General features: G+C 55.0%; 24 protein-coding genes. 10 read left to right on the top strand and 14 right to left on the bottom strand.

Features of this window, described 5'->3' with window-relative positions:
- Nucleotides 1-491: 491 nt before the first annotated feature.
- The 9 genes from INT33_RS14825 to INT33_RS14785 form a co-directional block, all read right to left on the bottom strand.
- Nucleotides 492-1,064, bottom strand: a complete 573-nt coding sequence (locus tag INT33_RS14825; protein ID WP_192538179.1) for a hypothetical protein — start codon at nt 1,062-1,064, stop codon at nt 492-494.
- A 21-nt stretch (nt 1,065-1,085) separates the two neighbouring features.
- Entirely contained in the window at nt 1,086-1,928 is an 843-nt protein-coding gene (locus INT33_RS14820; RefSeq protein WP_193092283.1) for a class I SAM-dependent methyltransferase, read from the bottom strand.
- Nucleotides 1,925-3,646: an AMP-binding protein gene (locus INT33_RS14815; protein ID WP_193092282.1), complete on the bottom strand. Its 1,722-nt coding sequence runs from the start codon at nt 3,644-3,646 to the stop codon at nt 1,925-1,927. The genes INT33_RS14820 and INT33_RS14815 overlap by 4 nt, the downstream gene beginning before the upstream one ends.
- Before the next feature lie 52 nt (nt 3,647-3,698).
- Complete coding sequence (locus tag INT33_RS14810) at nt 3,699-4,622, bottom strand: hydroxymethylglutaryl-CoA lyase (protein ID WP_192538182.1); 924 nt, start codon at nt 4,620-4,622, stop codon at nt 3,699-3,701.
- Between the two features lie 11 nt (nt 4,623-4,633).
- Entirely contained in the window at nt 4,634-6,724 is a 2,091-nt protein-coding gene (locus INT33_RS14805; RefSeq protein WP_192538183.1) for an acetyl/propionyl/methylcrotonyl-CoA carboxylase subunit alpha, read from the bottom strand.
- Nucleotides 6,721-7,545: an enoyl-CoA hydratase/isomerase family protein gene (locus tag INT33_RS14800; protein WP_192538184.1), complete on the bottom strand. Its 825-nt coding sequence runs from the start codon at nt 7,543-7,545 to the stop codon at nt 6,721-6,723. Before INT33_RS14800 ends, INT33_RS14805 begins: the two co-directional genes overlap by 4 nt.
- Nucleotides 7,546-7,555: 10 nt before the next feature.
- Nucleotides 7,556-9,163 carry a carboxyl transferase domain-containing protein gene (locus INT33_RS14795; protein WP_192538185.1) on the bottom strand — a complete coding sequence of 536 codons (1,608 nt, stop codon included), beginning with the start codon at nt 9,161-9,163 and terminating at the stop codon, nt 7,556-7,558.
- 9 nt (nt 9,164-9,172) lie between these two features.
- Nucleotides 9,173-10,342 (bottom strand): isovaleryl-CoA dehydrogenase, encoded by a 1,170-nt coding sequence (locus INT33_RS14790; RefSeq protein ID WP_193092281.1) that lies wholly within the window; start codon nt 10,340-10,342, stop codon nt 9,173-9,175.
- A gap of 87 nt (nt 10,343-10,429) precedes the next feature.
- On the bottom strand, nt 10,430-10,855 hold the full coding sequence (locus INT33_RS14785) for a MerR family transcriptional regulator (protein ID WP_192538187.1): 426 nt from the start codon (nt 10,853-10,855) through the stop codon (nt 10,430-10,432).
- 493 nt (nt 10,856-11,348) lie between these two features.
- Between INT33_RS14785 and INT33_RS14780 the strand changes: the two genes are divergently transcribed.
- The 9 genes from INT33_RS14780 to INT33_RS14740 all read left to right on the top strand — a co-directional run bounded on the left by INT33_RS14780 (nt 11,349) and on the right by INT33_RS14740 (nt 20,443).
- A complete protein-coding gene (locus INT33_RS14780; RefSeq protein ID WP_192538232.1) occupies nt 11,349-12,110 on the top strand; it encodes an ABC transporter ATP-binding protein in 762 nt (253 codons plus the stop codon).
- A complete protein-coding gene (locus INT33_RS14775) occupies nt 12,107-12,871 on the top strand; it encodes an ABC transporter ATP-binding protein (RefSeq protein WP_407648096.1) in 765 nt (254 codons plus the stop codon). Before INT33_RS14780 ends, INT33_RS14775 begins: the two co-directional genes overlap by 4 nt.
- A gap of 51 nt (nt 12,872-12,922) precedes the next feature.
- Entirely contained in the window at nt 12,923-14,146 is a 1,224-nt protein-coding gene (locus INT33_RS14770) for an ABC transporter substrate-binding protein (protein WP_193092280.1), read from the top strand.
- Nucleotides 14,147-14,261: 115 nt separating this feature from the next.
- Entirely contained in the window at nt 14,262-15,149 is an 888-nt protein-coding gene (locus INT33_RS14765) for a branched-chain amino acid ABC transporter permease (protein ID WP_192538189.1), read from the top strand.
- A gap of 2 nt (nt 15,150-15,151) precedes the next feature.
- Nucleotides 15,152-16,144, top strand: a complete 993-nt coding sequence (locus INT33_RS14760; RefSeq protein ID WP_193092279.1) for a branched-chain amino acid ABC transporter permease — start codon at nt 15,152-15,154, stop codon at nt 16,142-16,144.
- Between the two features lie 213 nt (nt 16,145-16,357).
- A complete protein-coding gene (locus INT33_RS14755; protein WP_192538191.1) occupies nt 16,358-17,512 on the top strand; it encodes an acyl-CoA dehydrogenase family protein in 1,155 nt (384 codons plus the stop codon).
- 50 nt (nt 17,513-17,562) lie between these two features.
- On the top strand, nt 17,563-18,678 hold the full coding sequence (locus INT33_RS14750) for an enoyl-CoA hydratase/isomerase family protein (protein WP_193092278.1): 1,116 nt from the start codon (nt 17,563-17,565) through the stop codon (nt 18,676-18,678).
- A 54-nt stretch (nt 18,679-18,732) separates the two neighbouring features.
- Nucleotides 18,733-19,635, top strand: coding sequence for a 3-hydroxyisobutyrate dehydrogenase (gene mmsB / locus INT33_RS14745; RefSeq protein ID WP_193092277.1), 903 nt, complete (start codon nt 18,733-18,735; stop codon nt 19,633-19,635).
- A gap of 181 nt (nt 19,636-19,816) precedes the next feature.
- Nucleotides 19,817-20,443, top strand: coding sequence for a glutathione S-transferase family protein (locus INT33_RS14740; protein ID WP_193092276.1), 627 nt, complete (start codon nt 19,817-19,819; stop codon nt 20,441-20,443).
- Nucleotides 20,444-20,748: 305 nt separating this feature from the next.
- Here INT33_RS14740 and INT33_RS14735 read toward each other — a convergent pair whose 3' ends face one another.
- The 4 genes from INT33_RS14735 to INT33_RS14720 all read right to left on the bottom strand — a co-directional run bounded on the left by INT33_RS14735 (nt 20,749) and on the right by INT33_RS14720 (nt 24,523).
- Entirely contained in the window at nt 20,749-21,669 is a 921-nt protein-coding gene (locus INT33_RS14735) for a ketopantoate reductase family protein (protein WP_193092275.1), read from the bottom strand.
- 576 nt (nt 21,670-22,245) lie between these two features.
- Entirely contained in the window at nt 22,246-22,779 is a 534-nt protein-coding gene (locus INT33_RS14730) for an invasion associated locus B family protein (protein WP_192538196.1), read from the bottom strand.
- A gap of 129 nt (nt 22,780-22,908) precedes the next feature.
- The gene (locus tag INT33_RS21185) at nt 22,909-23,040 is read right to left on the bottom strand and encodes an ArsB/NhaD family transporter (RefSeq protein ID WP_319643934.1); all 132 of its coding nucleotides are present in this window, start codon (nt 23,038-23,040) and stop codon (nt 22,909-22,911) included.
- 169 nt (nt 23,041-23,209) lie between these two features.
- Nucleotides 23,210-24,523, bottom strand: coding sequence for a methyl-accepting chemotaxis protein (locus INT33_RS14720; protein ID WP_193092274.1), 1,314 nt, complete (start codon nt 24,521-24,523; stop codon nt 23,210-23,212).
- Nucleotides 24,524-24,784: 261 nt separating this feature from the next.
- Here INT33_RS14720 and INT33_RS14715 point away from each other — a divergent pair, with 261 nt between their 5' ends.
- Nucleotides 24,785-25,531, top strand: coding sequence for a Crp/Fnr family transcriptional regulator (locus tag INT33_RS14715; protein ID WP_193092273.1), 747 nt, complete (start codon nt 24,785-24,787; stop codon nt 25,529-25,531).
- Between the two features lie 102 nt (nt 25,532-25,633).
- Here INT33_RS14715 and INT33_RS14710 read toward each other — a convergent pair whose 3' ends face one another.
- Complete coding sequence (locus tag INT33_RS14710) at nt 25,634-26,944, bottom strand: arsenic transporter (protein WP_193092272.1); 1,311 nt, start codon at nt 26,942-26,944, stop codon at nt 25,634-25,636.
- Nucleotides 26,945-26,949: the final 5 nt, after the last annotated feature.

Below are 26,949 nucleotides of genomic sequence, written 5' to 3'. Positions count from 1 at the left end.
CGACGCTGAACGAAGACGATCTCAGTGCACTGTTGCCCTGGCACTGGAAAGAAACCTTACCTACCTGAGAAATGCTTGACTAGATGTGGTTAGTGGCGCGCTTACGGTGAGAGTAAACTGCAGGCCTGTTTTATCCGCCATGGTATCGCTCCTTGAACCGCGTTTGCTAATGAGAAACGCTTAGGGTAGCGGGCTGAGCGGGAAGGGCAACCCTTGGAGGTTAAGAGGCGTTAATCTCTTACAGCGTTGTAAGACATTGCTTACAAAATTATTGGCATCGGCTTACAAAGACGGTGGAAGACTAAAAAATTAGCGTTTTCGCATGTAAGAAATGAGTAACGATTATGGTCAAGCAACGAAAAGCTTTTGGCATGGATGTGCTTAAGTACTGAGGCGATAACTACCGAGGCAATAACTGCAGAAAGGGAAATGTCTTACACGCAGGAAGACAAGTAATAGCTTATAAAAAGAATGCTAATAGTAATAAGAACCTAAAAAGGCAAATGCAGCGATGCGCTGAGTTGATTGAGGTGGCTTAGCGTTGGTGCATCAACGCGTTCATATTCCAAACGGGTGATCAGCCGGTTAATGGTGACGGTGGCGCCAAAGCCTTGCAGCCAGGCGGTGCCGCCTTCGTCTGCACCTTGAGGCTGGTCGGTATCGCCGCGCCATTCGGTCAGGCCAGACTTAGCGTACATACTGAAAGCCCCCATACGGATGCCTGCCACAATGGCGCCGCCTAAACTTAGCGTATCCATGATCATGGGTGACATGCTGGAGGCAATCGGCACTTCTTCGCTTTCGCGGTAGGCAATTTCAGCGCCAATATCTAATTGGGGGAGTTGCCAGGGACTAAACCCGGCCGTTAAGCGAAAACCGGATGTGTAGGTGTCCAAACTGCTTAAATCGCTGCCTTCCAGTACCACGCCGTTATCGAGTCGCATGAGCTCGCTCTCCGGCATGGCATAGGCAATTGCTGGCACCTCGTCATTGGCGACAGCGGCTACAATAGTTAAATTCAAACCGATAACACTGTACAGGATAGCGCCAGCCAAGCGTTTCATTGGCGTTCCTCATCCTTGGCTTTAATTATTATCCCCACCAGCATAGCAACTGGCTTTAAATTCTACCAAGTTAATTGCCTGCTGCTTGAGGTTAAAAAGCAGGTTTTTGCCCATTTCCTGGAAGCGCTCACCAAATACCCACTGCGGCGAAAGGATTGGCATCTGGGCGGTTTGCTCTTTATTGCCCTGGCGCTCACGCCACTCCAGGGCGATATCGCTCCAGTCAACGCAGTGCTCAAGCGTAAAGCCGCTTTGCTGCAGTTGCTGGGTAAGTGCCGTTTGGCTAAGCAGGTGCGAGTGCGTGGGTTCTGTCGCCCAGGGCACAGGGTAGCGCAGGGCGTCTACATTAGGCCCGCTCACTACTTCATGCATTACCAGCTGCCCGCCAGGGCGTAATACCCGGTGGCTTTCGGCAAACACCCGGGTGGCATCAGGCATATTGAGCAGGCTGTGCTGAAATAAAAGCGCGTCAAAGGTGTTATCTGCAAACGGTAGGGCAGTCGCATCTCCCGTTATCCAGAAAAGCGGCGTTGAGTGGGGTTCGCTCAACTCACTTAGCGCTTTATTGAGTGCGTTAAAACGGTGGGTAATGTCCAGGCCGGTCACCTGAAAACCCTGCGCTGCGCCTTGGCGCATTAACCCGCCCAAGCCTGCACCAATATCCAGAACGCGTGGATGAAGGGCTGGGTCAAGCAGCGCGAGCAACCGCGTAGTGGCCGTTACGCCGCCGATATGCAGCTGATCAAGCGGGGCCAACTGGTGCAGGGTAGGGCCCGCCGGATAATGGCTGCGAATTTGCGCCAGCACATCGGCATCGCGCAGCCCCTGCTGGTAATGCTCAGCCAAACGCGGTGCGTCTGTCATGACGGTGATTCTGGATTCAATCCCAGCTCTTGAGTGGAAATTTCGCGCATCTTGAATTTCTGGATTTTGCCGGTCACCGTCATGGGGAATTCATTGACGAATTTAAAGTAGCGGGGGATCTTGAAGTGGGTGATCTTGCCTTTACAGAACTCACGCAGGTCTTCGCCGCTAATCTCACCCGCCGTAGCGTTGAGTTTTACCCAGGCAACCAGCTCCTCACCATATTTTTTGTCGGGCACGCCGGTGACCTGCACATCGGAAATCGCCGGGTGGGTGTACAGAAACTCCTCGATTTCTTTGGGGTAAACGTTTTCACCCCCGCGAATCACCATGTCTTTAATACGTCCGACGATCTGGATATAACCCTCTTCATCCATGGTGGCCAAGTCGCCGGTATGCATCCAGCCGGATTCGTCGATGGCCTCACGCGTGGCCTGCTCGTTGTTCCAGTATTGGAGCATGACGCTATAGCCCCGGGTACACAGCTCACCGATTTCACCGCGGGGTAAGATGGCGCCATTGCCGGGGTCAACAATTTTGCTCTCCAGATGCGGCTGGGTACGCCCCACGGTGGAAACCCGCTTTTCAATACTGTCATTTGCGCCCGTTTGGGTAGAAACCGGGCTGGTTTCAGTCATCCCGTAGGCGATCTGCACGCCCTTCATGTTCATCTTGTTGATGACTTGTTTCATGATCTCGGCTGGGCAAATCGAGCCTGCCATGATACCGGTACGCAGTGAAGAGAGGTCGGTGTTGGCAAACTCGGGGTGATCCAGCTCAGCGATAAACATGGTAGGCACGCCGTAGAGCGCGGTGGCTTTTTGTTCGTGAACGGCTTTGAGTACTTTACCGGGGTCAAAGCCTTCATCGGGGTAAATCATCGCCGCTCCATGGGTCATACAGCCCAGATTACCCATGACCATGCCAAAGCAGTGATAAAGCGGCACCGGAATGACCAGACGATCTTCGCTGGTAAAGCCCATGCTTTCAGCCACAAAAAAGCCGTTATTAAGAATATTGTGATGAGAAAGCGTGGCGCCTTTCGGAAAGCCGGTGGTACCCGAGGTGTATTGAATATTGATCGGGTCGTCAAACTGAAGGGTGCTTTGCAGGTCGTTTACGTCGGTTTGGCTAACCTTGCTCGACTCCTGCATTAAATCTGACCAGCGCCACATGCCGGGATGTTTCTCGCTGCTTAAGTTAATCACGCACTCAAGCTGGGGTAGCTTTAGCGATTTGAGCGCACCTTCTGCACTGGTTTGAAGCTCCGGCGCCAGCTCATAGAGCATGCCGCGGTAGTCTGAGCTTTTGAAACTGTCGGCGCAGACCAAAAAACGCGCGCCGGATTGGTTAAGCGCATACTCAAGTTCATGAGTACGGTAAGCCGGGTTGATGTTGACTAAAATGGCACCAATTTTGGCGGTAGCGAATTGGGTTAATGTCCACTCGCTGCAGTTAGGCGCCCACATACCGACCCGATCACCACACTTCACGCCAATGGCCAGTAACGCACGTGCGCAGCGGTTTACCTCTTCATGAAGCTCGCAGTAGCGCCAGTGAATATTCTGGTGCAGCACAATCAGGGCATCGTTATCGGGATACTGCGCGGCAATTTGATCGAATTTATCGCCGATAGTCATGCCCAGCAGCGGTTTGTCAGCGGTGCTGCTGGCATAGCTGGGCAGGGCTTTAGATAGGCTGGGGTCATGTAGCGCCATGATGTCTCTCCGTATTTTTATTGTCTGATCGAGCAGGCCGCGTTGATGAGGGTTAGCTTGAGCGTGCGCCTCTGGCCAGGGCAACTTTTGAGGTCGGCTTACGGCCCAGCGCCTGGGTAATCCAATTACCGGTATCCAGCACGGCCTGCAGATCAATCCCCGTTTCAATGCCTAAACCTTCCAGCAGGTAAAGCACGTCTTCGGTGGCGACGTTACCGGAGGCACCTTTGGCATAAGGGCAGCCGCCCAAGCCGCCGGTCGCAGCATCAATCACGCTGACACCTTCTTGCATGACCGCATAAAGATTGGCGATGGCCATACCATAGGTATCATGAAAATGCGCCGCCAGCCGATCGATCGGCACCTGCCCGGAAACGGCCTCAATCATGCGCTTGGCAGCCAGCGGCGTACCCACTCCAATGGTGTCACCGAGGGAAATCTCATAGCAGCCCATGTCATAAAGGGCCTTGGCCACCTGAGCGACTTTCTCAGGGGGAATATCGCCTTCATAAGGGCACCCCAGCACACAGGAAACGTAGCCGCGCACACGCACATTCGCATCACGTGCGCGCTTGAGCACAGGCTTGAAGCGCTCAAGGGATTCAGCAATCGAGCAGTTGATGTTCTTTTGTGAAAACGCTTCAGAGGCCGCACCAAATACCGCTACTTCATCGACGCCTGCGGCCAAGGCATTTTCAAGCCCCTTGAGATTAGGGGTAAGGGCCGAGTAAACCACGCCGGGAGTACGGGTAATGCCATGCATTACGTCGGTCGCATCGCCCATTTGCGGCACCCACTTGGGTGATACAAAGCTTGCCGCTTCAATATGGCGGATGCCGGCATTGGCGAGCCGATGAATCAGATCGATTTTGGTCGCGGTAGGCACCATTGACCCGGGCTCGTTTTGCAGGCCGTCTCGGGGGGCCATTTCGAACAGGCGCACGCGCTGGGGAAGGCTGGATTGGCGCAGTACCATGGTCAAGCTCCTTATTCGCCTGGGGCGAAGTCGAGTAATACATCACCCTGGCTAACGGTATCGCCTGCCTGAAAGCGGAAACCTTCCACGCGGCCGTTAGTCGGCGCGGTCATGGTGTGTTCCATCTTCATGGCTTCCATGACCATCAGGGGAATGCCTTTTTCGACGCTCGCCCCGGCTTCAACCAGCAGCGCCACCACCGTGCCATGCATGGGAGCGGTAAAGCTCGCCTGCACTTCATGCTGGCCGTGATCAATCGCATCAATGCGCTGCCAGTAAAGGCGGGTTTCGCCCTGCGGGTCGACCATGATTAACACATTGCCATCGCGCTGGGCATGCAGGCGGCGGCGATGCCCGTTAAGGGTAATCGCCACGGCATTGCCGGTAAGCGGTTGAAGGCTGGCGCTAAAGGTTTGCTCATTAACGGCGTGGCCATTAATGGTTAGGTGCCACTCTGGGTCACCCGGGTGTCGTTTGCCTTCCACAACCACTAGGGGGCTTGCATCCTCCGGCGCTTGAGAGTGCTTGGGATCGTGCAGGGCAATGCGCACCGTGCGTGGCGCGTTAAGCCGAAAGCCATCATGGCGATCCCAGGGCGAATTGCTTTCGCACTCCTGGGCCAGCTGGTGTAACGCTAGTAACGCGGCGCTGGCATAGTCTTCAGGCTGGTAGTGGTGCGCGGCAAACAGGGTGGCCTCGTGGCGCTCGATAAACCGTGTATCCAGCTCTACGTTCTTAAACGCGGGGTGAGTCGCCAGGCGCTGCAAAAAAGCCCGGTTGGTGACCACGCCCTGTATATCGAGGGCCGCTAGCGCGCGGTTAAGGGTGGCCAGGGCGGCATCCCGGTCACTGCCATGCACAATCAGCTTGGCAAGCATGGGGTCGTAGTGCATGGAAACCGTATCACCGCTTTCCACACCGCTATCCAGGCGCACCTGCTCGGCCTTTAAGTCGGTGTCCGCTAAATCGAGCGCAAAGCGAGTAAGCTTGCCCGTGGCGGGTAAAAAGTCCTGATCAGGGTCTTCAGCATAAAGGCGTGCTTCAAAGCTATGCCCGGTGATCGTCAATGCTTCCTGTGTGCAAGGCAGCGATTCACCCATTGCCACCCGCAGCTGCCATTCGACCAGATCCTGGCCGGTGATCATTTCAGTCACCGGGTGCTCGACCTGCAGACGGGTGTTCATCTCCATAAAGTAGAACGCCCCGTCCTGGCCTGGCGAAGCATCCAATAGAAACTCAACCGTGCCCGCGCCCACGTAGCCAATTTCCTGAGCGGCACGCACGGCTGCATTACCCATCGCCGCGCGTAGTTCCGGCGTCATGCCCGGGGCGGGGGCTTCTTCGAGGACTTTTTGGTGGCGGCGTTGAATGCTGCAGTCGCGCTCGAATAGGTACACGCCGTGGCCCTGACTATCACAAAATACCTGTACTTCCACATGACGTGGCTGGACCAGGTATTTTTCGATAAGCATACGATCATCGCCGAAAGCGGCTTTAGACTCGCGGCGACAGCCTTCCAGCGCTGCCTGAAAGGCCTCGCTTTTTTCGACCACGCGCATGCCTTTACCACCGCCACCGGCGCTGGCTTTGAGCATGACCGGGTAACCGATTTTATCGGCCTCAGCCCGGAGCAGGTCATCATCCTGGTTATCGCCGTGGTAGCCCGGCACCAGCGGCACATCTGCATTGGCCATGCGCGCTTTGGCGGCCGATTTATCCCCCATGGCGGCAATGGCTGACGCGGGCGGCCCGATAAAGGTAATACCCGCTTCTTCGAGTGCTTTTACAAAGGCGCCGTTTTCTGAAAGAAAGCCGTAGCCGGGATGAATGGCGCCACTGCCGGTGCGCTTGGCGGCGTCAATCACCGCCTCGATATTCAAATAGCTTTCGCGCGCAGCGGCGGGACCAATACGAATGGCTTCATCGGCTTCACGTACGTGGCGGGAGTTGGCGTCGGCATCGGAATAAACGGCAACGGTTTTAAGCCCCATAAGGCGTGCCGTGCGCATTACCCGACAGGCAATTTCACCCCGGTTGGCGATCAGCAGGGTGTCAAAGGGCGTGGTGCGCAGGTTAGATTCAGACGACGTTAGGTGGCTCATGAGCGGCGCTCCTTGGCATTGCCGGATAGAGGCGTTTCAGCCCAGGCGGGGCGACGCTTTTCAAAAAATCCAGCCAGTCCTTCCTGGCCTTCCTGGCTAACCCGCAGCTTGGCAATCACCTGACAGGTTTGTTCGCGTGTGGCGTCAGAATCAGGCGACTGGCTGACCGTTTGGAGCAGCGCTTTGGTAACCTGCTGCGCCTGCGGGGAACCGGCGAGCAAAGTTTCCAGCATGGCATCTACCGCGCTATCCAGTGCGCCGTGTTCAACGACCTGATGGGCCAGGCCCAGACTGAGTGCGGTGGGCGCATCAATGACTTCAGCGCTCAACGCGTAACGGCGCATCTGGCGTGCGCCGAGTGCGCGGTGTACATAGGGGCTAATGACCGCAGGCGAGAGGCCAATCTTGACTTCTGAAAGGCAGAACCTGGCTTTATCGGAGGCAATAACGATATCGCAGCAGGCGGCCAAGCCTACGGCGCCACCAAAGGCTGCACCCTGAACCCGGCACAGCGTGGGGCAGGGCAGCGTATCCAGGCTGTGCATCAGCGTGGCGAGCTTGCGCGAATCGGCCAGATTGTCTTCAAAATCGTAATCGACCATGCGCTTCATCCAGTTCAAATCCGCGCCCGCTGAGAAGCTATTGCCTTCAGAGCCCAGTACCACCACGCGTACCTCACCGCTTTTAATCAGCATCTGAAGCTTGTCGAGGTGTGCATTCAGCTCGGCAATTAGCTGGTCATCAAAGGCGTTGTGAACGTCCGGGCGATTAAGGATTAAGCGGGCAACACCTGCATCTATGGTTAACGTTGAATTCGTCATGATAGGCCCCTTACATCCGGAACACGCCGAAGCGTGTCTCTTCAATCTCAGCGTTCATGGCCGCGGCCAGCGCTAAACCCAGTACATCGCGGGTCTGTAGCGGGTCGATTACGCCGTCATCCCAGAGCCGGGCACTGGCGTAGTAAGGGTGTCCCTGGTGCTCATACTGTTCGCGGGTGGGCTGCTTGAACGCCTCTTCGGCCTCTTTAGTCCATTCGCTGCCTTCGCGCTCATACTGCTCGCGCTTAACCTGAGCCAGTACGCCAGCGGCCTGCTCGCCACCCATGACGGATATACGCGCGTTGGGCCACATGAATAGCATATTAGGATCATAAGCGCGGCCGCACATGCCGTAGTTACCCGCCCCGAAGCTTCCGCCAATCAGCACGGTGAATTTGGGTACCTTGGCACACGCTACGGCGGTGACCAGCTTGGCGCCATGCTTGGCGATACCTTCATGCTCGTACTTGGAACCCACCATGAAACCGGTGATGTTCTGCAGAAAAATCAACGGAATTTTGCGCTGGGCGCACAGCTCAATAAAGTGGGCGCCTTTGACGGCACTCTCTGAAAACAGCACGCCGTTATTAGCCACAATACCCACCGGGTGGCCATGAATATGCGCAAATCCGGTGACCAAGGTGTCGCCGTAGTAGCGTTTGAATTCATCAAAATCAGAGCTGTCGACGATGCGCCCGATGACTTCACGAACATCAAAGGGCTTTTTAAGGTCGGTGCCCACAATGCCATAAAGCTCCAACGGGTCGAGCTTGGGCGGCTCGGGAGCCTGCATGGCAAGCTTGCCGCGCTTTTGCCAGTTCAGGCGCGAGACACAGGCCCGGGCAAGCTGCAGGGCATGCATATCGTTTTCGGCATAATGGTCGGCCACGCCGCTGACCTTGGCATGTACATCGGCGCCGCCCAACGCCTCGGCACTGATGCTTTCACCGGTGGCCGCTTTGACCAGCGGCGGGCCACCCAGAAAGATGGTGCCTTGCTCTTTAACGATGATCGATTCATCGGCCATGGCGGGCACATACGCGCCGCCTGCCGTGCAGGAACCCATCACCACGGCAATTTGCGGAATGCCTTCGGCCGACAGGGTGGCCTGATTATAAAAAATGCGCCCGAAGTGGTCGCGGTCAGGGAAGACTTCATCCTGACGGGGTAGAAAGGCACCGCCGGAATCGACCAGATAAATACACGGTAGGCGATGCTTGCGGGCGATTTCCTGGGCGCGAATATGTTTTTTGACCGTCAGCGGAAAGTAGGTGCCGCCTTTTACCGTGGCATCGTTGGCCACAATCACGCATTCAACGCCTGATACGCGCCCAATGCCGGTCACCACACCGGCGGCCGGTACGTCGCTTTCATACACCTTGTGGGCAGCAAGCGCTGAAAACTCTAGAAAAGGCGAGCCTTCGTCGATCAGGTGATCGATGCGGTCACGCACAAACAGTTTACCTCGGCTCTCATGACGCTCACGAGATTTAACGCCGCCACCCTGGGCAACGGCCGCGGTGAGTTCATGCAACTGGGTAACCACGCCACGCATCGACTGCTCATTGGTCTGAAAGAGCTCGCTACGTGGATTAATCTGAGTGCTGAGAATGCTCATGGCGCGCCTCTACTGGCTTTCGGTGAAGAGTTCGCGGCCAATCAACATCCGCCGAATTTCACTGGTGCCCGCGCCGATTTCATAAAGCTTCGCGTCGCGCAGCAGGCGCCCGGTGGGGTATTCGTTGATATAGCCGTTACCGCCCAACAGCTGAATGGAATCCAGCGCTACCTGGGTGGCTTTCTCGGCACAGTAGAGGATGACGCCGGCGGCATCCTTGCGCGAGGTCTGGTCGCGATCACACGCGGCCGCGACGGCATACAGATAAGCGCGGCAGGCATTCAGCGTGGTATACATATCCGCCACTTTGCCCTGTACCAGCTGGAACTCACCGATCGACTGATTAAACTGTTTGCGCTCATGAATATACGGCATCACGACATCCATGGCGGCCTGCATGATGCCGACCGGCCCTGCGGCCAGTACGGTGCGTTCGTAGTCCAGTCCGCTCATCAATACGCGCACACCTTTGCCTTCTTCGCCCAGCACGTTTTCAGCGGGAACCTCGCAATCCTGAAACACCAATTCGCAGGTGTTGGAGCCGCGCATGCCCAGCTTGTCGAGCTTCTGCGCCGTGGAGAATCCCGGCATGCCTTTTTCGATCAGGAAAGTGGTAATGCCTTTGGACCCGGCTTCCGGGTCAGTCTTGGCGTAGACCACCAGCACATCGGCATCGGGGCCGTTGGTGATCCACATTTTGTTGCCGTTTAGAAGGTAGTTATCGCCGACTTTTTTAGCCCGCAGCTGCATGGAGACCACATCGGAACCAGCGCCAGGTTCGGACATGGCTAGCGCGCCGACGTGTTCGCCGCTGATCAATTTGGGCAGATATTTGGCTTTCTGTTCGGCGGAGGCGTTGCGCTTGATCTGATTCACACACAGGTTGGAGTGGGCACCGTAAGACAGTGCGACCGATGCGCTCGCCCGGGAGATCTCTTCCATGGCGATACAGTGGGCAAGATAGCCCATGCCACTGCCGCCATCTTCTTCAGACACGGTGATGCCTAAAAGGCCCATGTCGCCAAACTTCTTCCATAAGTCGTTAGGAAATTCATTATTGCGGTCGATTTCCGCGGCGCGCGGGGCAATTTCGCTGGCGGCGAAGGCATTGACCTGCTCGCGCAGCATGTTCATTTCGTCATCAAGACCGAAATTCAGTTCTGAGTAGAGAGAGTGCATGGTCAATCACCTGTTTATTAGAAATTGTTTATGAGAAATTGCTTATTGAAAATCATTGTTGGATAGGGAATGAGACGCCACGAAATCTTAAGTAGACGATGAAGCCTGAATGCGTTCTTCATCGGATTGTTTTTCGTGTAGCTCCTCAAGCGCCTGACGGCAGCGAATCTCGGCACTTTCAAGCTCCAGCTGTACCATGGTGATATCTTTCATCTGCTGTTCAAGCGCTGCCCGGCGTTCGCCGATTTTGTTCAACATAAGCTGCAGCTGTTTTTCACTACCGCTGCGGGTCTCATCCCAAAGCTCAAATAATTCTCGGATCTCCGCCAGTGAAAGCCCCAGCCGTTTGCCCCGTAGGGTCAACTTTAGCCGTACTCGATCCTTGCTGCTGTAAATGCGTGTTTGGCCCCGCCGTGCCGGGTGAAGCAGTTCCTGATCTTCGTAAAACCGAATGCTACGGGTGGTGACGTCAAACTCGCTGGCCAGTTCGCTGATCGAGTAGGTTTTGCTCATGGGTTAATTCTCTTCAAAAGGGGCTGTTCCTATGGAACACTGCTGATGAGGCTAAAACAAGTTTACGTTAACGTAAAGAAGTCATTGCCTAAGCCAATGGTTTAATGGTTTGGTTTAACTCTATGTAAAATAAATACTTAATGTTTTATTAGCATTTAATGTTATTTTTTGTAGACCAAAGTTGTAATTGTAATTGCCTGCTAGAGATTGCTAGTTTGCACTTAAACCTTACGTAAAGGTAAAGATGCATTGCCAGCTAACAATAATAACGAACCTACCTCATTAAAGCGGTAAGGAGCTGGTGAAACGTCAGCACGAGAATTGCTCAGCATAAGAACAACAAGAGGCTTATTGCTCTATGAGTGCAGACAGTACTTCCGCAAACAGTACTTCCGAGAACAGTACTTCCAAGAGCAGTACTTTCACGACCGGTACTTCTACACAAAGTGCTTTGGCAACAAGTGCTTCGACAACAAGTTCTTCCCAAGCGCCAGTGCTCGAAACGCGAGGGCTGACAAAAGCGTTCCGTGGCTTTACGGCGGTGGATAACGTTAATCTCAGCGTTCAGGAAGGCCATATTCATGCCCTGATCGGGCCTAACGGTGCCGGTAAGACCACCGTCTTTAACTTACTCACCAAGTTTCTTCCCCCCACGCGGGGCGAAATTCTGTATCACGGTAAGCCGATTACCGCGCTTAAATCCAACCAGATTGCCCGGCTTGGTTTAGTGCGTTCATTTCAGATTTCCGCGGTGTTTGCCCATATGACGGCGCTTGAGAACGTACGCGTTGCGCTTCAGCGCCAGCTCGGCACATCCTTTCACTTCTGGAAATCGGAAAAATCCCTAGATCACCTTAACGAGCGTGCCTTGGCACTGCTTGAAGAAGTGGGGCTGCGCGAGTATGCCGATACGCTAACGGTTGAAATGCCTTATGGGCGCAAACGGGCGCTGGAAGTTGCGACGACGCTGGCGCTAGACCCTGTGATGATGCTGTTGGATGAGCCAACCCAAGGCATGGGGGCCGAAGACGTTGACCGCATCGTAGCGCTTATCAAACGCGTTTCCAAAGGGCGAACGGTCCTGATGGTCGAGCACAACCTGAGCGTGGTGAGCCGCCTGTGTGATCAAATCACGGTGCTTGCCCGGGGCGCTGTTCTGGCTGAAGGGGACTATGAAAGCGTGTCGCGCAATCCGCTGGTGCGTGAGGCGTATATGGGCAGCGACGCCGCTGAACAAGAGAGGGCCAGCGCATGAGTATTGCCGATGCAGCAGCCGTTGATACGCAAGCCGCGGCGCCCAGCACCCACGTTCAGCCGCGCGAAATGCTTAGGATAAAAGACCTGCACGCCTTTTATGGCGAATCGCACATTCTTCACGGGGTGAACTTTGACGTAAAGCAGGGCGAGCTTGTCACCCTGTTAGGCCGCAACGGCGCTGGGCGAAGCACCACGCTTAAGGCCATCATGAACATGGTAGGACGGCGAACGGGCTCTATCGTCATCAACGGCCAGGAAACACTGGCGATGAAGCCCCACCATATTCCACGTCTGGGTATTGGCTATTGCCCTGAGGAACGGGGGATTTTCTCAAGCCTGGATGTTCATGAAAACCTGCTGTTACCGCCTACGGTCAGTTCGGGCGGTATGAGCTTGGACGATATTTACGCCATGTTCCCCAATTTATATGAACGGCGTAAAAGCCAGGGAACGCGGCTTTCCGGAGGCGAGCAGCAGATGCTGGCCATGGCACGCATTTTACGTACCGGCGCACGCCTTTTGCTGCTGGATGAAATTACCGAAGGGCTGGCGCCGGTCATCGTGCAAAAACTGGGCGAGGTGTTGGTGCTGCTCAAGGCCCAAGGGATGACCATTGTGCTGGTCGAGCAGAATTTCCGCTTTGCCGCACCGCTTGCCGACCGCCACTTTGTGATGGATCACGGCCAGATAGTAGAAGAGATCAGCGCCGCACAGCTACCTGCGCGGCGCGAGCATCTCAATTCGATGTTAGGGGTATAACCAGGTTACGTCGCAACACAACAACAAAGGCTTAAGGGCCAGGAGACGAACATGACGTTAATGAAAAAAACATTGGTTGCCAGCATTGCCGTAGCAGCTGCTTCCAGCATGGCAATGTCGACAGCGCAGGCCGAGATCAGTGACGGCGAGGTGCGGATTGGCTATCTGGCCGATATGTCGGGTACTTATCGCGATCTGGCCGGGCCCGGTGGATTATCGGCGCTTGAGATGGCGATTGAAGATTTCGGTGGCAGCGTTAATGGCTCGCCCATTGTGGTCTTCAGCGCCGACGACCGTAATAGCGCCGACGTAGGTACCAACACGGTGCGTGAATGGATCGATCAGCGCAACGTGGATATGGTGGCGGGCCTGGTGGCCTCTTCTGTTTCGATCGCCGTTACCAAAGTGCTTGAAGAGAACGATGGCTTAGGCATTGTATCCGGTTCGGCGGCTTCAAGTATTACTAACGAGCACTGCACACCGAACCATATCCACTGGGTTTATGATACTTATCCGCTGGCCAACGGTACCGCTAAAGCGGTGGTCGAGCAGGGCGGTGATAGCTGGTTTTTGCTCACTGCTGATTACGCCTTTGGCCATGCGCTTGAAGCCGATGTCACTAACGTAGTGGAAGCTAGCGGTGGTGAAATTGTTGGCGGTGTCCGCCATCCGTTCCCAACCAATGACTTCTCTTCTTATATCCTCCAGGCCCAGGGTTCTGGCGCCAAAATTGTTGGTCTGGCCAACGCCGGTGCGGATACGGTTAACGCGATTACCACTGCGAGCCAGTTTGGGTTGACGCAAAGCGGCCAGCAGCTTGCGGGCCTGCTGATATTCTTGAATGACGTGCATGCGCTAGGCCTTGAGGCCACCCAAAACCTGCTGTTAACCACCGGCTGGTACTGGGACATGGATGACCAGGCACGCGAATGGTCCGAGCGCTACTTCGAAGAAGTTGGCCGCATGCCCACCATGGTACAGGCGGGTATCTATTCAAGCACCATGCATTACCTGCAAGCCATTGAAGCCGCGGGCACCGACGATCCTGAAACCGTACGTGCCCAGATGGCTGAAGAGCCCATCAATGACTTCTTCGCCCGCAACGGTCGTATTCGTGAAGATGGCCGCATGGTGCACGATATGTACCTGGCGCAGGTGAAAACCCCGGAAGAGTCCACCGGTGAGTGGGATCTTTACGAAATCCTCAGCACCATTCCTGCCGAAGAAGCTTACCGCCCGCTGTCTGAAAGCCAGTGCAAACTGGTACAGAACTAAGCTCCGTCTTAGTCATTATTCAGCGCCAGGGCATTGTTAAGCGCTAAGTCATTATTAAGCGTTACCGCTTGGGTCGCCGGGTAAGGCGGCCCAACGCGGCGAGGAGATTCGTGCTATGACGATGATATTTGGTGTGCCCATGGCGGTGTTCATGGGGCAGCTCACCCTGGGGCTGGTCAACGGTGCGTTTTACGCGCTGTTAAGCCTGGGGCTTGCCGTCATTTTTGGCCTTTTAAAAATCGTCAATTTTGCACACGGCGCGCAGTACATGCTGGGCGCATTTGCGGCCCTTTTGGGGTTTCGTTATCTGGGGATTAACTACTGGCTGGCGCTCATTTTAGTGCCGCTGGTGATTGCTGGGCTAGGCATGCTGGTAGAGCGTTTTCTACTGCGCCGCATTGCCCATTTGGATCACCTGTATGGGCTTTTATTAACCTTCGGGTTGGCGCTTATTTTTGAGGGCACGCTGGTTAACTTCTTTGGCGTTTCAGGTGCCCGCTATGCAACGCCTGAAATACTCCAGGGCGGGCTGAATCTGGGCTTTATGTTCTTGCCTACGTATCGGGCCTGGGTTCTGGTGGCCGCACTCGCCATGTGCCTGTTTACCTGGTTTATGATCGAGCGCACCCGGCTAGGCGCCTATTTACGCGCGGGAACCGAGAACTCGCAGCTGATGCAGGCATTCGGAGTCAACGTACCGCTGTTGATCACCCTTACCTATGGCTTTGGCGTAGGGCTGGCGGCGTTTGCCGGTGTACTGGCAGCACCGCTTTATCCGGTTTCGCCGACCATGGGGTCAAGCCTTTTGATTGTGGTGTTTGCCGTGGTCGTTATCGGCGGGATGGGGTCGATACTAGGCGCTATTCTCACCGGGCTGGGGATGGGCATTATTGAAGGGTTAACCAAGGTCTACTATCCGGAAGCCGCCAATACGGTGATTTTCCTGGTGATGATTTTAGTGCTCATGTTGCGCCCAGCTGGGCTGTTCGGGAAGGAGGCATAGCCATGACCGAATCTCACACTTTGAAAGCGCCTTCTGTGGTGGCAAAACGCCAGCGCCGGGCCAATCAGCGTCGTACGCTCTTCTATATTGCACTGGTCGTGATGGGGTTGGTGGCACCGTTTCTAGCGTACCCCGTGTTCTTGATGAAGATACTCTGCTTCGCGCTGTTTGCCTGCGCCTTCAACCTGCTGCTGGGTTACGCAGGATTGCTGTCTTTTGGCCATGCTGCGTTTTTGGCCACCGGCGGCTATGTAACGGGGTATTTGCTGGCAAGCTACCCGGGGCTTACCCCTGAGCTTGGAATTATTGCCGGTACGCTTTCGGCCACGCTGCTAGGCGTGTTGTTCGGCGTGTTGTCTATTCGCCGCCAGGGCATCTACTTTGCCATGGTGACGCTGGCGTTGGCGCAGCTGATGTTCTTTGTGTTTATCCAGGCACCGTTTACCGGCGGGGAAGATGGACTGCACGGCGTGCCGCGGGGCAATCTGTTTGGGCTTATCAGCCTAAGTAACAATCTGGCGATGTACTACTTCGTGTTTACGGTTTTCCTGCTCGGCTACGCGCTTATCCAGCGCACCGTGCATTCGCCGTTTGGCCAAGTACTGAAAGCCATTCGTGAAAACGAGCCGCGGGCCATTTCGCTGGGTTACAACGTGGATGCCTATAAGCTGGTGGCGTTTGTTATCTCTGCGGCGTTGGCGGGGCTTGCCGGTTCAACCAAAACCGTGGTGTTCCAGCTGGCGTCCCTTACCGATGCCCACTGGCATATGTCGGGCGAGGTCATCCTGATGACGCTGTTAGGCGGGGTAGGCACGTTGCTGGGGCCGATCATGGGCGCAGGGCTAGTCGTCAGCTTGCAGCATATTCTGTCCCAGTCGCCGCTGGGCAACTGGGTAAGCGTGATGCTGGGGCTAATCTTTGTGGTCTGCGTACTAAGCTTTCGAAGCGGTATCGTAGGGGAGCTTGGCAATATGTATCGTAAAAACTTCAAGTAACTTCAGGCTGTTTAAAACCGCGCTGTTTTGGTTGAACAGGCCTTTGGATGTGGCGCCTTCGAGGCGCCTTTTTTATACGCGTAAATGAGTCGCTCTACACCGAAGGTCGTGGGCGCCAAATGGTTGCGCAGCACTGGTTTAGGCGATAAGTTAACGTAAACGTCAATTACAACGACAACATCTAATGTGTGTACACATTAGCGGAGATTGGCCATGAACTTTGAGTTGAGTGAAGACCAGGTAGCCTTTGCCGATATGGCGCGGGCCTTCGCCCAAAATGAGCTTGAGCCCCATGCTGCACAATGGGACGCCGAGGCTATTTTTCCCGTAGACGTTATCCGTAAGGCCGGTGAGCTGGGCTTCTGCTCGCTTTACGCGCCGGAAAGCGTGGGCGGGCTGGGTCTTTCCCGGCTGGATGCCAGCATTATCTTCGAGCAGCTTTCCATGGGCTGTACCTCTACCACGGCGTATCTCACCATCCACAATATGGTGACCTGGATGCTTGCCGATTTCGGCCAGCCCGATGTGGTTGAGCAGTGGGGGGCGAAGCTTGCGACCGGCGAGCTGCTCGGCTCTTACTGCTTAACCGAGCCCAATGCGGGTTCCGATGCGGCCTCGCTTAAAACCACGGCCAAGCGCGATGGCGAACACTACGTGCTCAATGGCAGCAAGATGTTTATTTCCGGCGCGGGCAGCACCGATTTTCTGGTGGTGATGGCGCGTACCGGCAGTGAGGGCGCTGGTGGCGTTTCCGCGTTTGCCGTGGATGCCAAGTCGCAAGGCATTAGCTACGGGCGCAAAGAGGACAAAATGGGTTGGAACAGCCAGCCTACCCGAATGGTTACCTTTGAAGACGTCCGCGTACCCGCCAATCACCTGCTGGGTAGCGAAGGTGATGGCTTCAAGATCGCCATGAAAGGTCTGGATGGCGGGCGGATCAATATCGCTACCTGCTCTATCGGCACAGCGCAGCAGGCGATCAATAAGGCCCGCGAATATATGCTTGAGCGCAAGCAGTTCGGTAAGCGTCTGGCAGAGTTTCAGGCCCTGCAGTTTCGCCTGGCCGATATGGTCACCGAGCTGGTAGCCGCCCGCCAATTGGTAAGAATGGCCGCGACCAAACTGGATGCCGGCCACGCCGATGCCACCACTTACTGCGCCATGGCGAAACGTTTTGCTACTGATGTGGGCTTTAACGTCTGCGATGAGGCGCTGCAGCTATACGGCGGCAACGGTTATATCAAGGAGTACCCCATGGAGCGCTATGTGCGTGACACGCGGGTACATCGAATTCTGGAAGGCACCAACGAGATTATGCGCCTGATCATTTCGCGCCGAGTGCTCGCCGATAACGCCGCCGAACTATAAATCTACCGGACTATAGTGATAGTCACTGATTACCTATCAAGGATGGTTGAATGAGTAGCGTACTGTTTACCGAGCACTCTACCGACGATGGCCATGCGATCGCTGAAATCAAACTTAACGCCGAGCGCTCGCTGAATGCGCTAACGTTAGACATGATTGAGGCCATCCTGCCCCAAATAGACGCCTGGGAAGCCGACGAGCGTATTGTCGCCATCCTGCTGGATAGCGCAGGTGAGAAAGCCTTTTGTGCGGGCGGCGATGTGGTCAGCCTTTATAAAGCCATTACCGGCCAAGGCGACCCCAACTTCCCTGAGCGGTTTTTCGAGACGGAATATCGCCTGGATTACCGGCTCCACACCTATTCAAAACCGGTTATTTGCTGGGGTAATGGCATCGTGATGGGCGGCGGCATGGGGCTTTTAAACGCCAGCAGCCACCGTGTGGTCACAGAAACCTCCCGCTTAGCCATGCCCGAAGTGACCATTGGCCTGTATCCCGATGTAGGCGCCAGCTGGTTTTTAAACCGTCTGCCGGGCGGTGCCGGGCGGTTTCTAGCTATGACCGGCAGCCAGATTAACGCCCCTGATGCGCTAACCCTGGGCCTGGCCGACCGCTGTATCGCCAGCCATTACCGCGACGAGCTTATTCAAAAGCTTATGAACGCAACCTGGGGTGCCGGGGAAAATACCGATGCCCACGGCGTGGTAAACCGCACTCTGCGCGAACTCGAGCAAGCCTCTAAAGCCGATTTCGCGGAGCTGGATACGCCGGTGGGTAATTTCGCCCCGTTGATTCGCGAACTGATGGATCACGACACCGCTGAGCAGATGGTCGCCGCGCTACTTGCCGTAGAAAGCGACGATAAATGGTTCAACAAAGCGCAAAAGACCTTGGCCCACGGCAGCCCGGTTTCCATTAAATTGATCGATGAGCAGCTAAAGCGCGCCAAACATATGTCGCTTGCCGAGGTGTTCCAGTCAGAGCTCGCACTTTCGGTGCAGTGCTGCCGTCATCGCGAGTTCCCGGAAGGCGTACGTGCCTTGCTCGTGGATAAAGACGGCCAGCCCGCCTGGACCTATGCCGATGTAACGGCGGTGGAAGACAGCTTTATCGACGAGCTTCTAGCCTCGCCGTGGCCGGAGAGTCCGCTCGCTGATCTTAAGTGAACCAGACAAAGCAGACGTTCTTGAGCGTTAACAACCAACAATAAGGACAATATTATGGCTATCGTGGCATTTATCGGTTTAGGCAATATGGGCGGCCCCATGGCGGCCAACCTGGTCAAGGCCGGTTACACCGTGCGTGCATTCGACCTGTCAGAAGCCGCTTTGGAAACAGCCCAATCGCAAGGCTGCGAGGTGGCAAGCTCGGCCCGTGAAGCCTCCGCCGAGGCAGATTTTATTATTTCCATGCTGCCTGCCGGCAAGCATGTAAAAGCGCTGTACGTTGATGGGGATGTGCCGCTGTTTGACGTCGTCCAACAGAGCGCGCTGATTATTGACTGCTCGACCATTGATGCCGATACGGCGCGCAACGTTGCCGATATCGGTGAGAAGCGCGGCATCAGTTTTGTGGATGCGCCGGTGTCCGGTGGAGTAGGCGGTGCCCAGGCAGGCACGCTGACCTTTATTGTAGGCGGCAGCGACGCCCAGTTCGCGAAGGCCAAGCCCGTACTCGATGCAATGGGCAAAAATATCTTCCACGCGGGCGACCACGGTGCGGGGCAGGTGGCTAAGGCGTGCAACAACATGCTGCTATCAGTATTGATGGCGGGCACCTGTGAAGCGATCAATATGGGGGTTAAAAACGGTTTAGACCCCGCGGTGCTGTCTGAAATCATGAAGCAAAGCTCGGGCGGTAACTGGGCGCTAAACGTTTACAACCCATACCCTGGGGTAATGGAAAACGCCCCCGCGTCAAAAGGCTATCAAGGGGGCTTTCAGGTAGACCTGATGATCAAAGACCTGGGGCTTGCCATGGATGTCAGCCAGCAAAGCGCCGCCCCCGTGCCCATGGGCTCTGCCGCACGGGCGCTGTTTACGCTTCATAAAGCCGACGGCAACGGCAAACTCGACTTCTCCAGCCTGATGCAGTTTTATCAGGATAAGAAAGGTGAAGGGTGAAGGGTGTGGGGCGAAAGATGTTGTAGCGCGTGGTAACGAATCTTGCGAGGCTCGAGCAAATGAGGCACCCGCAGTGGCGGCCCGGCGCGAAAGGGCGACGAAGTCGCCCCACACCTAAACCACCTTTATCTCACGGCGTGATCGGGTAAACTCTTAAAAAAACCAACCAATAAGGAACGTTATGATCACGCTGTGGGGTCGCAATAACTCGACCAACGTTAAAAAAGTCATATGGGTGCTTGAAGAGCTGGAAGTACCTTTCGAGCAAATTCAGGCGGGCCTTCAACACGGGGTCAATAACACCCCGGAATACCTGGCAATGAACCCTAACGGGCTGGTGCCGGTATTAAAAGACGACACCACTGACAGCGTGCTTTGGGAATCCAATACCATCATTCGCTATCTGGCCGCGCAATATGGCCAAGACAAGCTCTGGGTAGAAGACCCGGCAAAACGCGCCCAGGCAGAAAAATGGATGGACTGGTCAAGCAACACGCTTTCGCCCGCCCACCGGGTGATTTTGATGGGCTATGTAAGAACACCGCCCGAGCAGCGTGATAACGCCAAGATCGAAGTGGGCATGCAGAACTGCGAAAAACTATTTGAACTGCTGGATAACGTACTCGCCAAGCAGGCATGGTTCTCCGGCGAGGAGTTTGGCCTGGGTGATATCGCCGTCGCGCCGTTTATCTACAATTTATGGAATATAGGCCTGACCTGGCAGCCGCGCCCTAACCTGGAGCGTTGGTACCAACAGCTAACTGAGCGGCCTGTATTTCGTGATGTAGTAATGATCCCAGTTACCTAAACCGCTTCATCTTTATAGCCGTATCCTCCGCGGGTGCGCTAACGCTTACACCGCGCTACAAAATCAATGGTTTCAAATGCTTGCTCGCGATGTGGTGGTTCGCGTTGTCTAAACCGTTTCACCGCTGTGGCCGCATCCTCCGCGGGTGCGCTAACGCTTACACCGCGCTACAAAACCTGAAATATGCGAAATTTCAAACCTGTAGCGCGTGGTAACGAGTAGTGAGCGCAGCGAGAAACGAGGCACCCGCAGCGGCGGCCCGGCGCGAAAGGGCGGCGAAGCCGCCCCAACAACCCTGAACCGGGCTAAAACCCCGCCTCCAACACCGCCAACTCACGATTCAACCCCCGTAAAACCTCACAACCTACTTCATGCCGCTCACCACTCCCAATCAACGGTCCTAAAATCGCCTCGCGCTCGGTAAGCCGCTTAGCCTCCACATCTTGCAGCATCGACGCCTTATTGTTCGCCGTCTTCTCAATAACGTCCCAAGCCAGCGCCAGCCAGTCATCCAAACCGCTGTCACCGTTAGGCGCCTGAACTCCTTCGGCCAACATAATCGCCGCCACCTCCTCAACAACCGCCTCAACACGGCCTGCGTAAGCAGCGCCACGCAGCTCACCGTTACGAATTCCATTTAAAGCCACCAATGGATTAATCGCCGCATTCACCGCCAGCTTCTGCCAGAGGCGGCTGCGAATATCATCCACCGCCGTGGCCGCAAGCCCGGCTTGAGCAAGCTGATGGGCTATCTGCTGAGCCAACGCACCGTGGCGATTCTCCAGATCCCCCACAAACGTATGCCCACGCCCCGCATGCACCAAGTTTTTATCACCGGTTAGATAAGCGCCCTCCGTAGTTGTGGCACAAAGCACTGGCCCCGGCCAAAGCTCAGTCAGCCTCGGCTGAGCCAAAAAACCGTTCTGCCATAGCACCAGTGGGGTAGTTGTAGAAAAAATGCTCGCCACGCTTTCCAACGCCGCTTCAGCAGCCATCGCCTTGGTGGTGATATGCACACAAGCGGGCGGCGCTGGCGCCTTGGCTAACAGTTGTGAAGTGGTTATCACGTTTAAGTGCTGGCTACGCGGCTCGCCTTCCGGTGTCGTTATCGTTTGCTGCGCAGGCAGCGCACGGCGACCGACTAGTGTGACGTCAGCAAGAGGGGAGAGCGAATGGGCCAACAGGCGGCCGATCGCGCCAGGGCCGAGAATCCAGTGTGAGGTCATTGAGTATGTACTCAGCAGCGGTGTTGTCGATCAGCTTAGCTTGTTTGCTATGCAGAAATGAAGGCGAAGTGAGAGAGTTCAGAGAGACGTCTAATTGCTAATGACGATGCTTAGTATTATCTGCTGGCGTTAGGGCTAGGCCGATTTTGTGAATGTTAGTGAGGGTTTTAGCCGTAGCGCTTATTAGGGCGAAGTACAACGACGAGGGCCGTAAGGTACTGTGCTTAATGCCCTCTTTCGACCCAAAGTGAGCAAAGCTGGTTGCTGGGAGGATTCAATCCCAAATGTCTTTCGGCTTCAGATGAGCCTTATGGTCAAACAGCTTGCATAAGCGGATAGATGATCGCTTACAGCAAGTTGAACGAGTGCCCACCACCGTATCGACGTGCTGCGCATTGCGCTCGCCAAACACTTATGCATCGTTTGAGAATCCGACCACCGTACCGAAATGTTATGTGGTAGAGCGCAGTTTGTGCTTTGACGACATGCCAGCAGGTGCAAACGTAAGCCTACTGGCAGCGGCTGAATAGACTTGCCAACCCTTAAGAACCGACTGTGTCGGGCGGGGGGCTAAGATTAGCGAGCTATGCGGGTGCTGGCGTCGGTAAAGCCGATCAGCGAAATATCTAGATCCATGCGCTCTCCGCGTGGATCAATAATGCTGAGGGTTGCCGTATTACCACTGCGGAGTTGCTGCAACATCGATGGTTCAATAGGGGTGTCAGCACGGCACCCTTGCTCCTGGCAGACCTGATAGGGGAACTGGATTGGCTCACCGTTACCCACTTTCAATTGCAAGCCCGCGGCTAGACGTACCCCCAACGGCACGAAGAAGCTCATCACCGGGTCATCGATCTGGGGCGGATAGTCGAGAATTACCTGCATCAAAGGCTGGTCGCTATTAGGTCGAGTAATCAATTGCGACATCGCACAGGGGGTCTGACCCTCGGCATTACGCTGGCAACGGACCTCCCAATCCTGGAACGACTCGGTGGTGGCATTATTACCGGCAGCCGTGGCCGGTTGCTGTTGGCTGAAGGCATTGGGAGACAATACCAAGATCGATAATAGCCCCATCCTACAGAGGTGTTTAGTAAGATAGTGTGGCATTGGCGTAACCTCCTGTTGGTTCGCTGACGGTGGATAATAATAACTACCATGCACGCTTGTTCGCTTGAGGTCGAGTTCTTGGATGACGAAATCGTGGGCTACGTAGGTGAACTTAAAGCACTAGGCAGTTCATGCCGCCGATAACACCGGTAACCAAAGCGTCAAAGCAACCAGCGTTGCCAATATCACCGGCGGCGTGATTAGCAGGCCGATTTTCATATACTGGCCCCAGCCAATCTTGTATGCCTTGCCAGCTAGCACGTGTAGCCAGAGCAGTGTGGCAAGGCTGCCAATCGGGCGAACTTGGGGCTCAGGTCATTGCCGATGACGTTAGAGTAGAACATCAATTCCTGCGTTACGATGGGCACGTTCGTCGGATTATCACCGCAGACATTATTGAGTGGCGCTTGGAATGCTGGCGATGTTTTCGCTACTTCAATTCGTTAGAAAAACGCCGTACAGCGTCTACCACCTGTTTGGCACCTTCCTGAATCTCGACAATTACGGTGCCCGCTTGGCTTGCCAGTTCCAGGCCTTGCTCGGCTTCTTCTCGGGTGCTGAACATCTGGCGCCTGACGTCATCTGAAAGCACCTTGTTTTTCTCGACGACGCTTACAATCTCTACGGTGGCGGCACTGGTGCTGGCTGCCAACTTTCGCACTGCGTCGGCAACCACGGCGAAGCCGCGCCCCTGTTCACCGGCTCTGGCGGCCTCGATAGCGGCGTTTATGGCCAGCAGGTTCGTCTGCACCGCAATACCGCCGATGGTTTGTACGATGGCATTAATCTGTAGTGATTGCTTGCTCAACGCATCTAGGCTTTCGGTAGCGGCCTCCATCTCCGAGGCTATCTGCTGCATGGTGTCGACCGTCTGCTGAACCACCGTAGCGCCCTTGGTGGCGCTTATGTCCGTTTGCTGCGAAACCTCAAAAGCAACGTTTGCGCCTTCGCGTACCTGGGCTTCGCGTGCCACTTGCTCGGTGACGACGCTGGCAAACTTTACGACCTTACAGAGGTGGCCATCAGCGTTGTAGACCGGATTATAGGTGGCCTCCAGCCACACTTCAGAGCCGCGGCTGTCGATCCGCTTGAAGCGATCCGCCACATACTCTCCGCTGTTTAGTTTTTCCCAGAAGGCCGTGTATTCGGGCGAGCCAACCTCCTCCTTTGTACAAAATAGGCGGTGGTGCTGGCCGGTTATTTGTTCAAGCCGGTAGCCCATGGCCTGAAGAAACTGCTCGTTTGCAGTGATGATGGTGCCATCAAGATTGAACTGGATAACGGCCGTGGATCGGAGCAGCGCCGCAATGAACGACTCGCTCTCTTTTGCACCTTCCACCTTGGTGGTTACATCGCGGCCATAACCCTGTACGTAAGAGAGCTTGCCGCTCATTCCTCGTATCGGAAGCCAATCGATATTCAGCCAGACAAGAGAGCCATCGGCACGTAAGTAGCGATAGTTGTCGTTAATTGGCGCGAGCGCTGCGATGGCTTGATTGAAATCTCGAAAACAGGCCAGCTTGGTGACGTAGGTCGGCACAATTTCCGACATTGGCCGCCCTTGCAGCTGCTCTCGCTGGTAACCGAGGGCATCAGCAAAGCTCTGGTTCACAGAAGAGATAATGAAGTCGGCGTTCAATGTGATGGACAGCATTCCCCGGTCCATCTGGGCAGTCAACTGGCGGAGCATCGCTAACCCTCCACGCTGGTTTTCAGGTTCTTTTTTTAGACGCAGATTAAGCATCAGGAGACTCCGATAGACGATAACATTACTTATCGGCAGCCTGGGCAGGCTCTTGAGTCCTTTAGCGTATGTCGCAGTGATGACAACGGTGCGCTCTATCGGTTAACACTTCAGTCCCGCGCAACGAGGCGTTTGAATCATCCCTGTGATTTTTTTGCAACCGATTGATAATACATATAATTCATAACCTACGTTAGCTTGGTGAAGTAAGCAAATGTTTTAGAATAACGCTAATAAACCATTTGCCTAAGAGGTAACGGAGTGTCTCTCATTGATACAGAAGTGATGCGGGGCCTTAATACCCAAGGCGCTCTGTCTCATGAAAATAAAGCGCTATTGCTGGGCCTGGAGCTTACCCCTAGGTACATGTCAGCCAGCGAGGTGTTATGGCAGGAAAGGGAGGATACTGATCAATTCTGCGTGGTCAAGGAGGGCTGGGCATACTCTTATCGTAACTTGAAAAATGGTTCGAAGCAGATCTTCAATTTCTACCTGCCTGGCGATATCATCGGCATTCGCGATTTTGGCTTCACTCGCCGTCTGACAAGTGTGGCAATGATTAATAAAGGTGTGATTTGTCCATTCTCGTATCAGCAGCTTTTTGAACTCTTCGGGCGTTCGAGCTTAGCCGTTGGTATCGTGGCCACAGCAACGCGTCAGCAGGCGCAACTTTCCGAGCGGCTTATCTATCTCGGCAAGTATTCGGCCTACGAGCAATTGACACACTTTCTCTATGAAATTTATCTGCGACTCAAGCGTATCAAGGCCGTTGAGAACAATAGTTTCTTCATGCCGCTTACTCAGGAGCTGATTAGCGACGCACTGGGAATGAGTTCGGTACACGTAAGCCGTACTTTCTCGATGCTGCGTGAAGAGGGGCTGGTGATACGAAAGCGCCAGCATGTGATGCTGCCTGACCCTGAAGCGTTGGCGCGGTTAGTCGAATTTAATGACAGCTATATTGATGAATTCCTGCCTCCCTCATTTTCTGAGCTTTTAAAAAGTTAGTCCTTTAAGTTACAACAGAACTGCCTAAACGACCGTTCCATAACCGATACAGGAAGCTAGGAAGAAATGTTGTCTAACTTCCGTCACCAATCTCATTTCCATTCATACCGCTGACAATGCAGGAAGCCAGAATGCCAAAGCAATCAGCGTTGCCAGCAATACCGGCGGCGTAATCAGCAGGCCGATTTTCATATACTGGCCCCAGCCAATTTTGTATCCCTTGCCCGCTAGCACGTGTAGCCAGAGCAGGGTGGCGAGGCTGCCAATCGGGGTGAACTTGGGACCTAGGTCATTACCAATTACATTGGCGTAGACCATTAACTCCTGCGTTACCGCAGGCACGTTCGCTTGATCAATCGCCAGCGCACCAACCAGTGTCGAGGGCATATTGTTCATGACAGAAGCGACGATGGCGGAAAGGAAGCCGGTACCCAGCGTGGCGATAAAGTCGCCCTGTTGAGCCAGCCATTCAAGCGCCATCGCGCCATAGTTCGTCAGCCCTGCATTACCCAGCCCGTAAACGACGAGATACATGCCGATAGAGAACAGCACTATCTGCCAAGGGGCGCCGCGTAGCGCACCCGATACGGAGACGATGGCGCCACGGCCTGCTTGCCACCAGCGCCCGGCAATTGCCATTAGTAGAACGGCGGCCGTTCCGGTCACAAATGCGATGGGAATGCCCAGCGGGGCGGTCACGAAGTAGGCGATAAGAAGCGTTGACAGCAGCGGAAACGCCACTCGAAAGATTAGTGGGTCCTTTATAGCTGAGCGCGGTGGGTCGAGGTTTTCGACGGCGTAGTGTTTAGGGATTCGGCGGCCAAAGGCTATCCAGAGTACGGCAAGCGTAGCTGTTATGGAAACCAGGTTCACCGGCACCATAACCGCCGCATAGCGATCAAAGCCAATATCAAAGTAGTTGGCACTGACGATATTAACGAGGTTAGAGATCACCAAGGGCAGGCTTGCGGTATCGGCGATAAACCCCGTCGCGATGATGAAGGCCAGCGCCGCAGGTGGCTCAAAGTTTAGGCGCAGCAGAATAGCGATCACAATGGGCGTTAGCAGTAGAGCGGCACCGTCATTCGCGAAGAAGGCGGCAATAATTGCGCCGAGTAACACGACCAGCGGGAAAAGCAGATGTCCGCGCCCATTACCCCAGCGCGCCACATGCAGCGCTGCCCAGGCGAAGAACCCCGCTTCGTCTAAAATCAGCGAAATAATGATCAGGGCAACAAACGTAAACGTGGCATCCCAGACGATATCCCACACCACAACGATATCAGTCAAATGCACCACGCCCATGAGCAGTGCCACTAAAGCGCCGCCCAGCGCGCTCCACCCGATACCCAAACCTTTAGGCTGCCAGATCACCAGCACCAGGGTGACGACAAAAATGGCCAGTGCCAACATGAAAG

It is taken from the genome of Halomonas colorata, from assembly GCF_014897985.1.
In the GTDB taxonomy this organism is placed as follows: Bacteria; Pseudomonadota; Gammaproteobacteria; order Pseudomonadales; family Halomonadaceae; genus Vreelandella; species Vreelandella colorata.
This window is presented reverse-complemented; position numbering and strand designations above follow the sequence as displayed.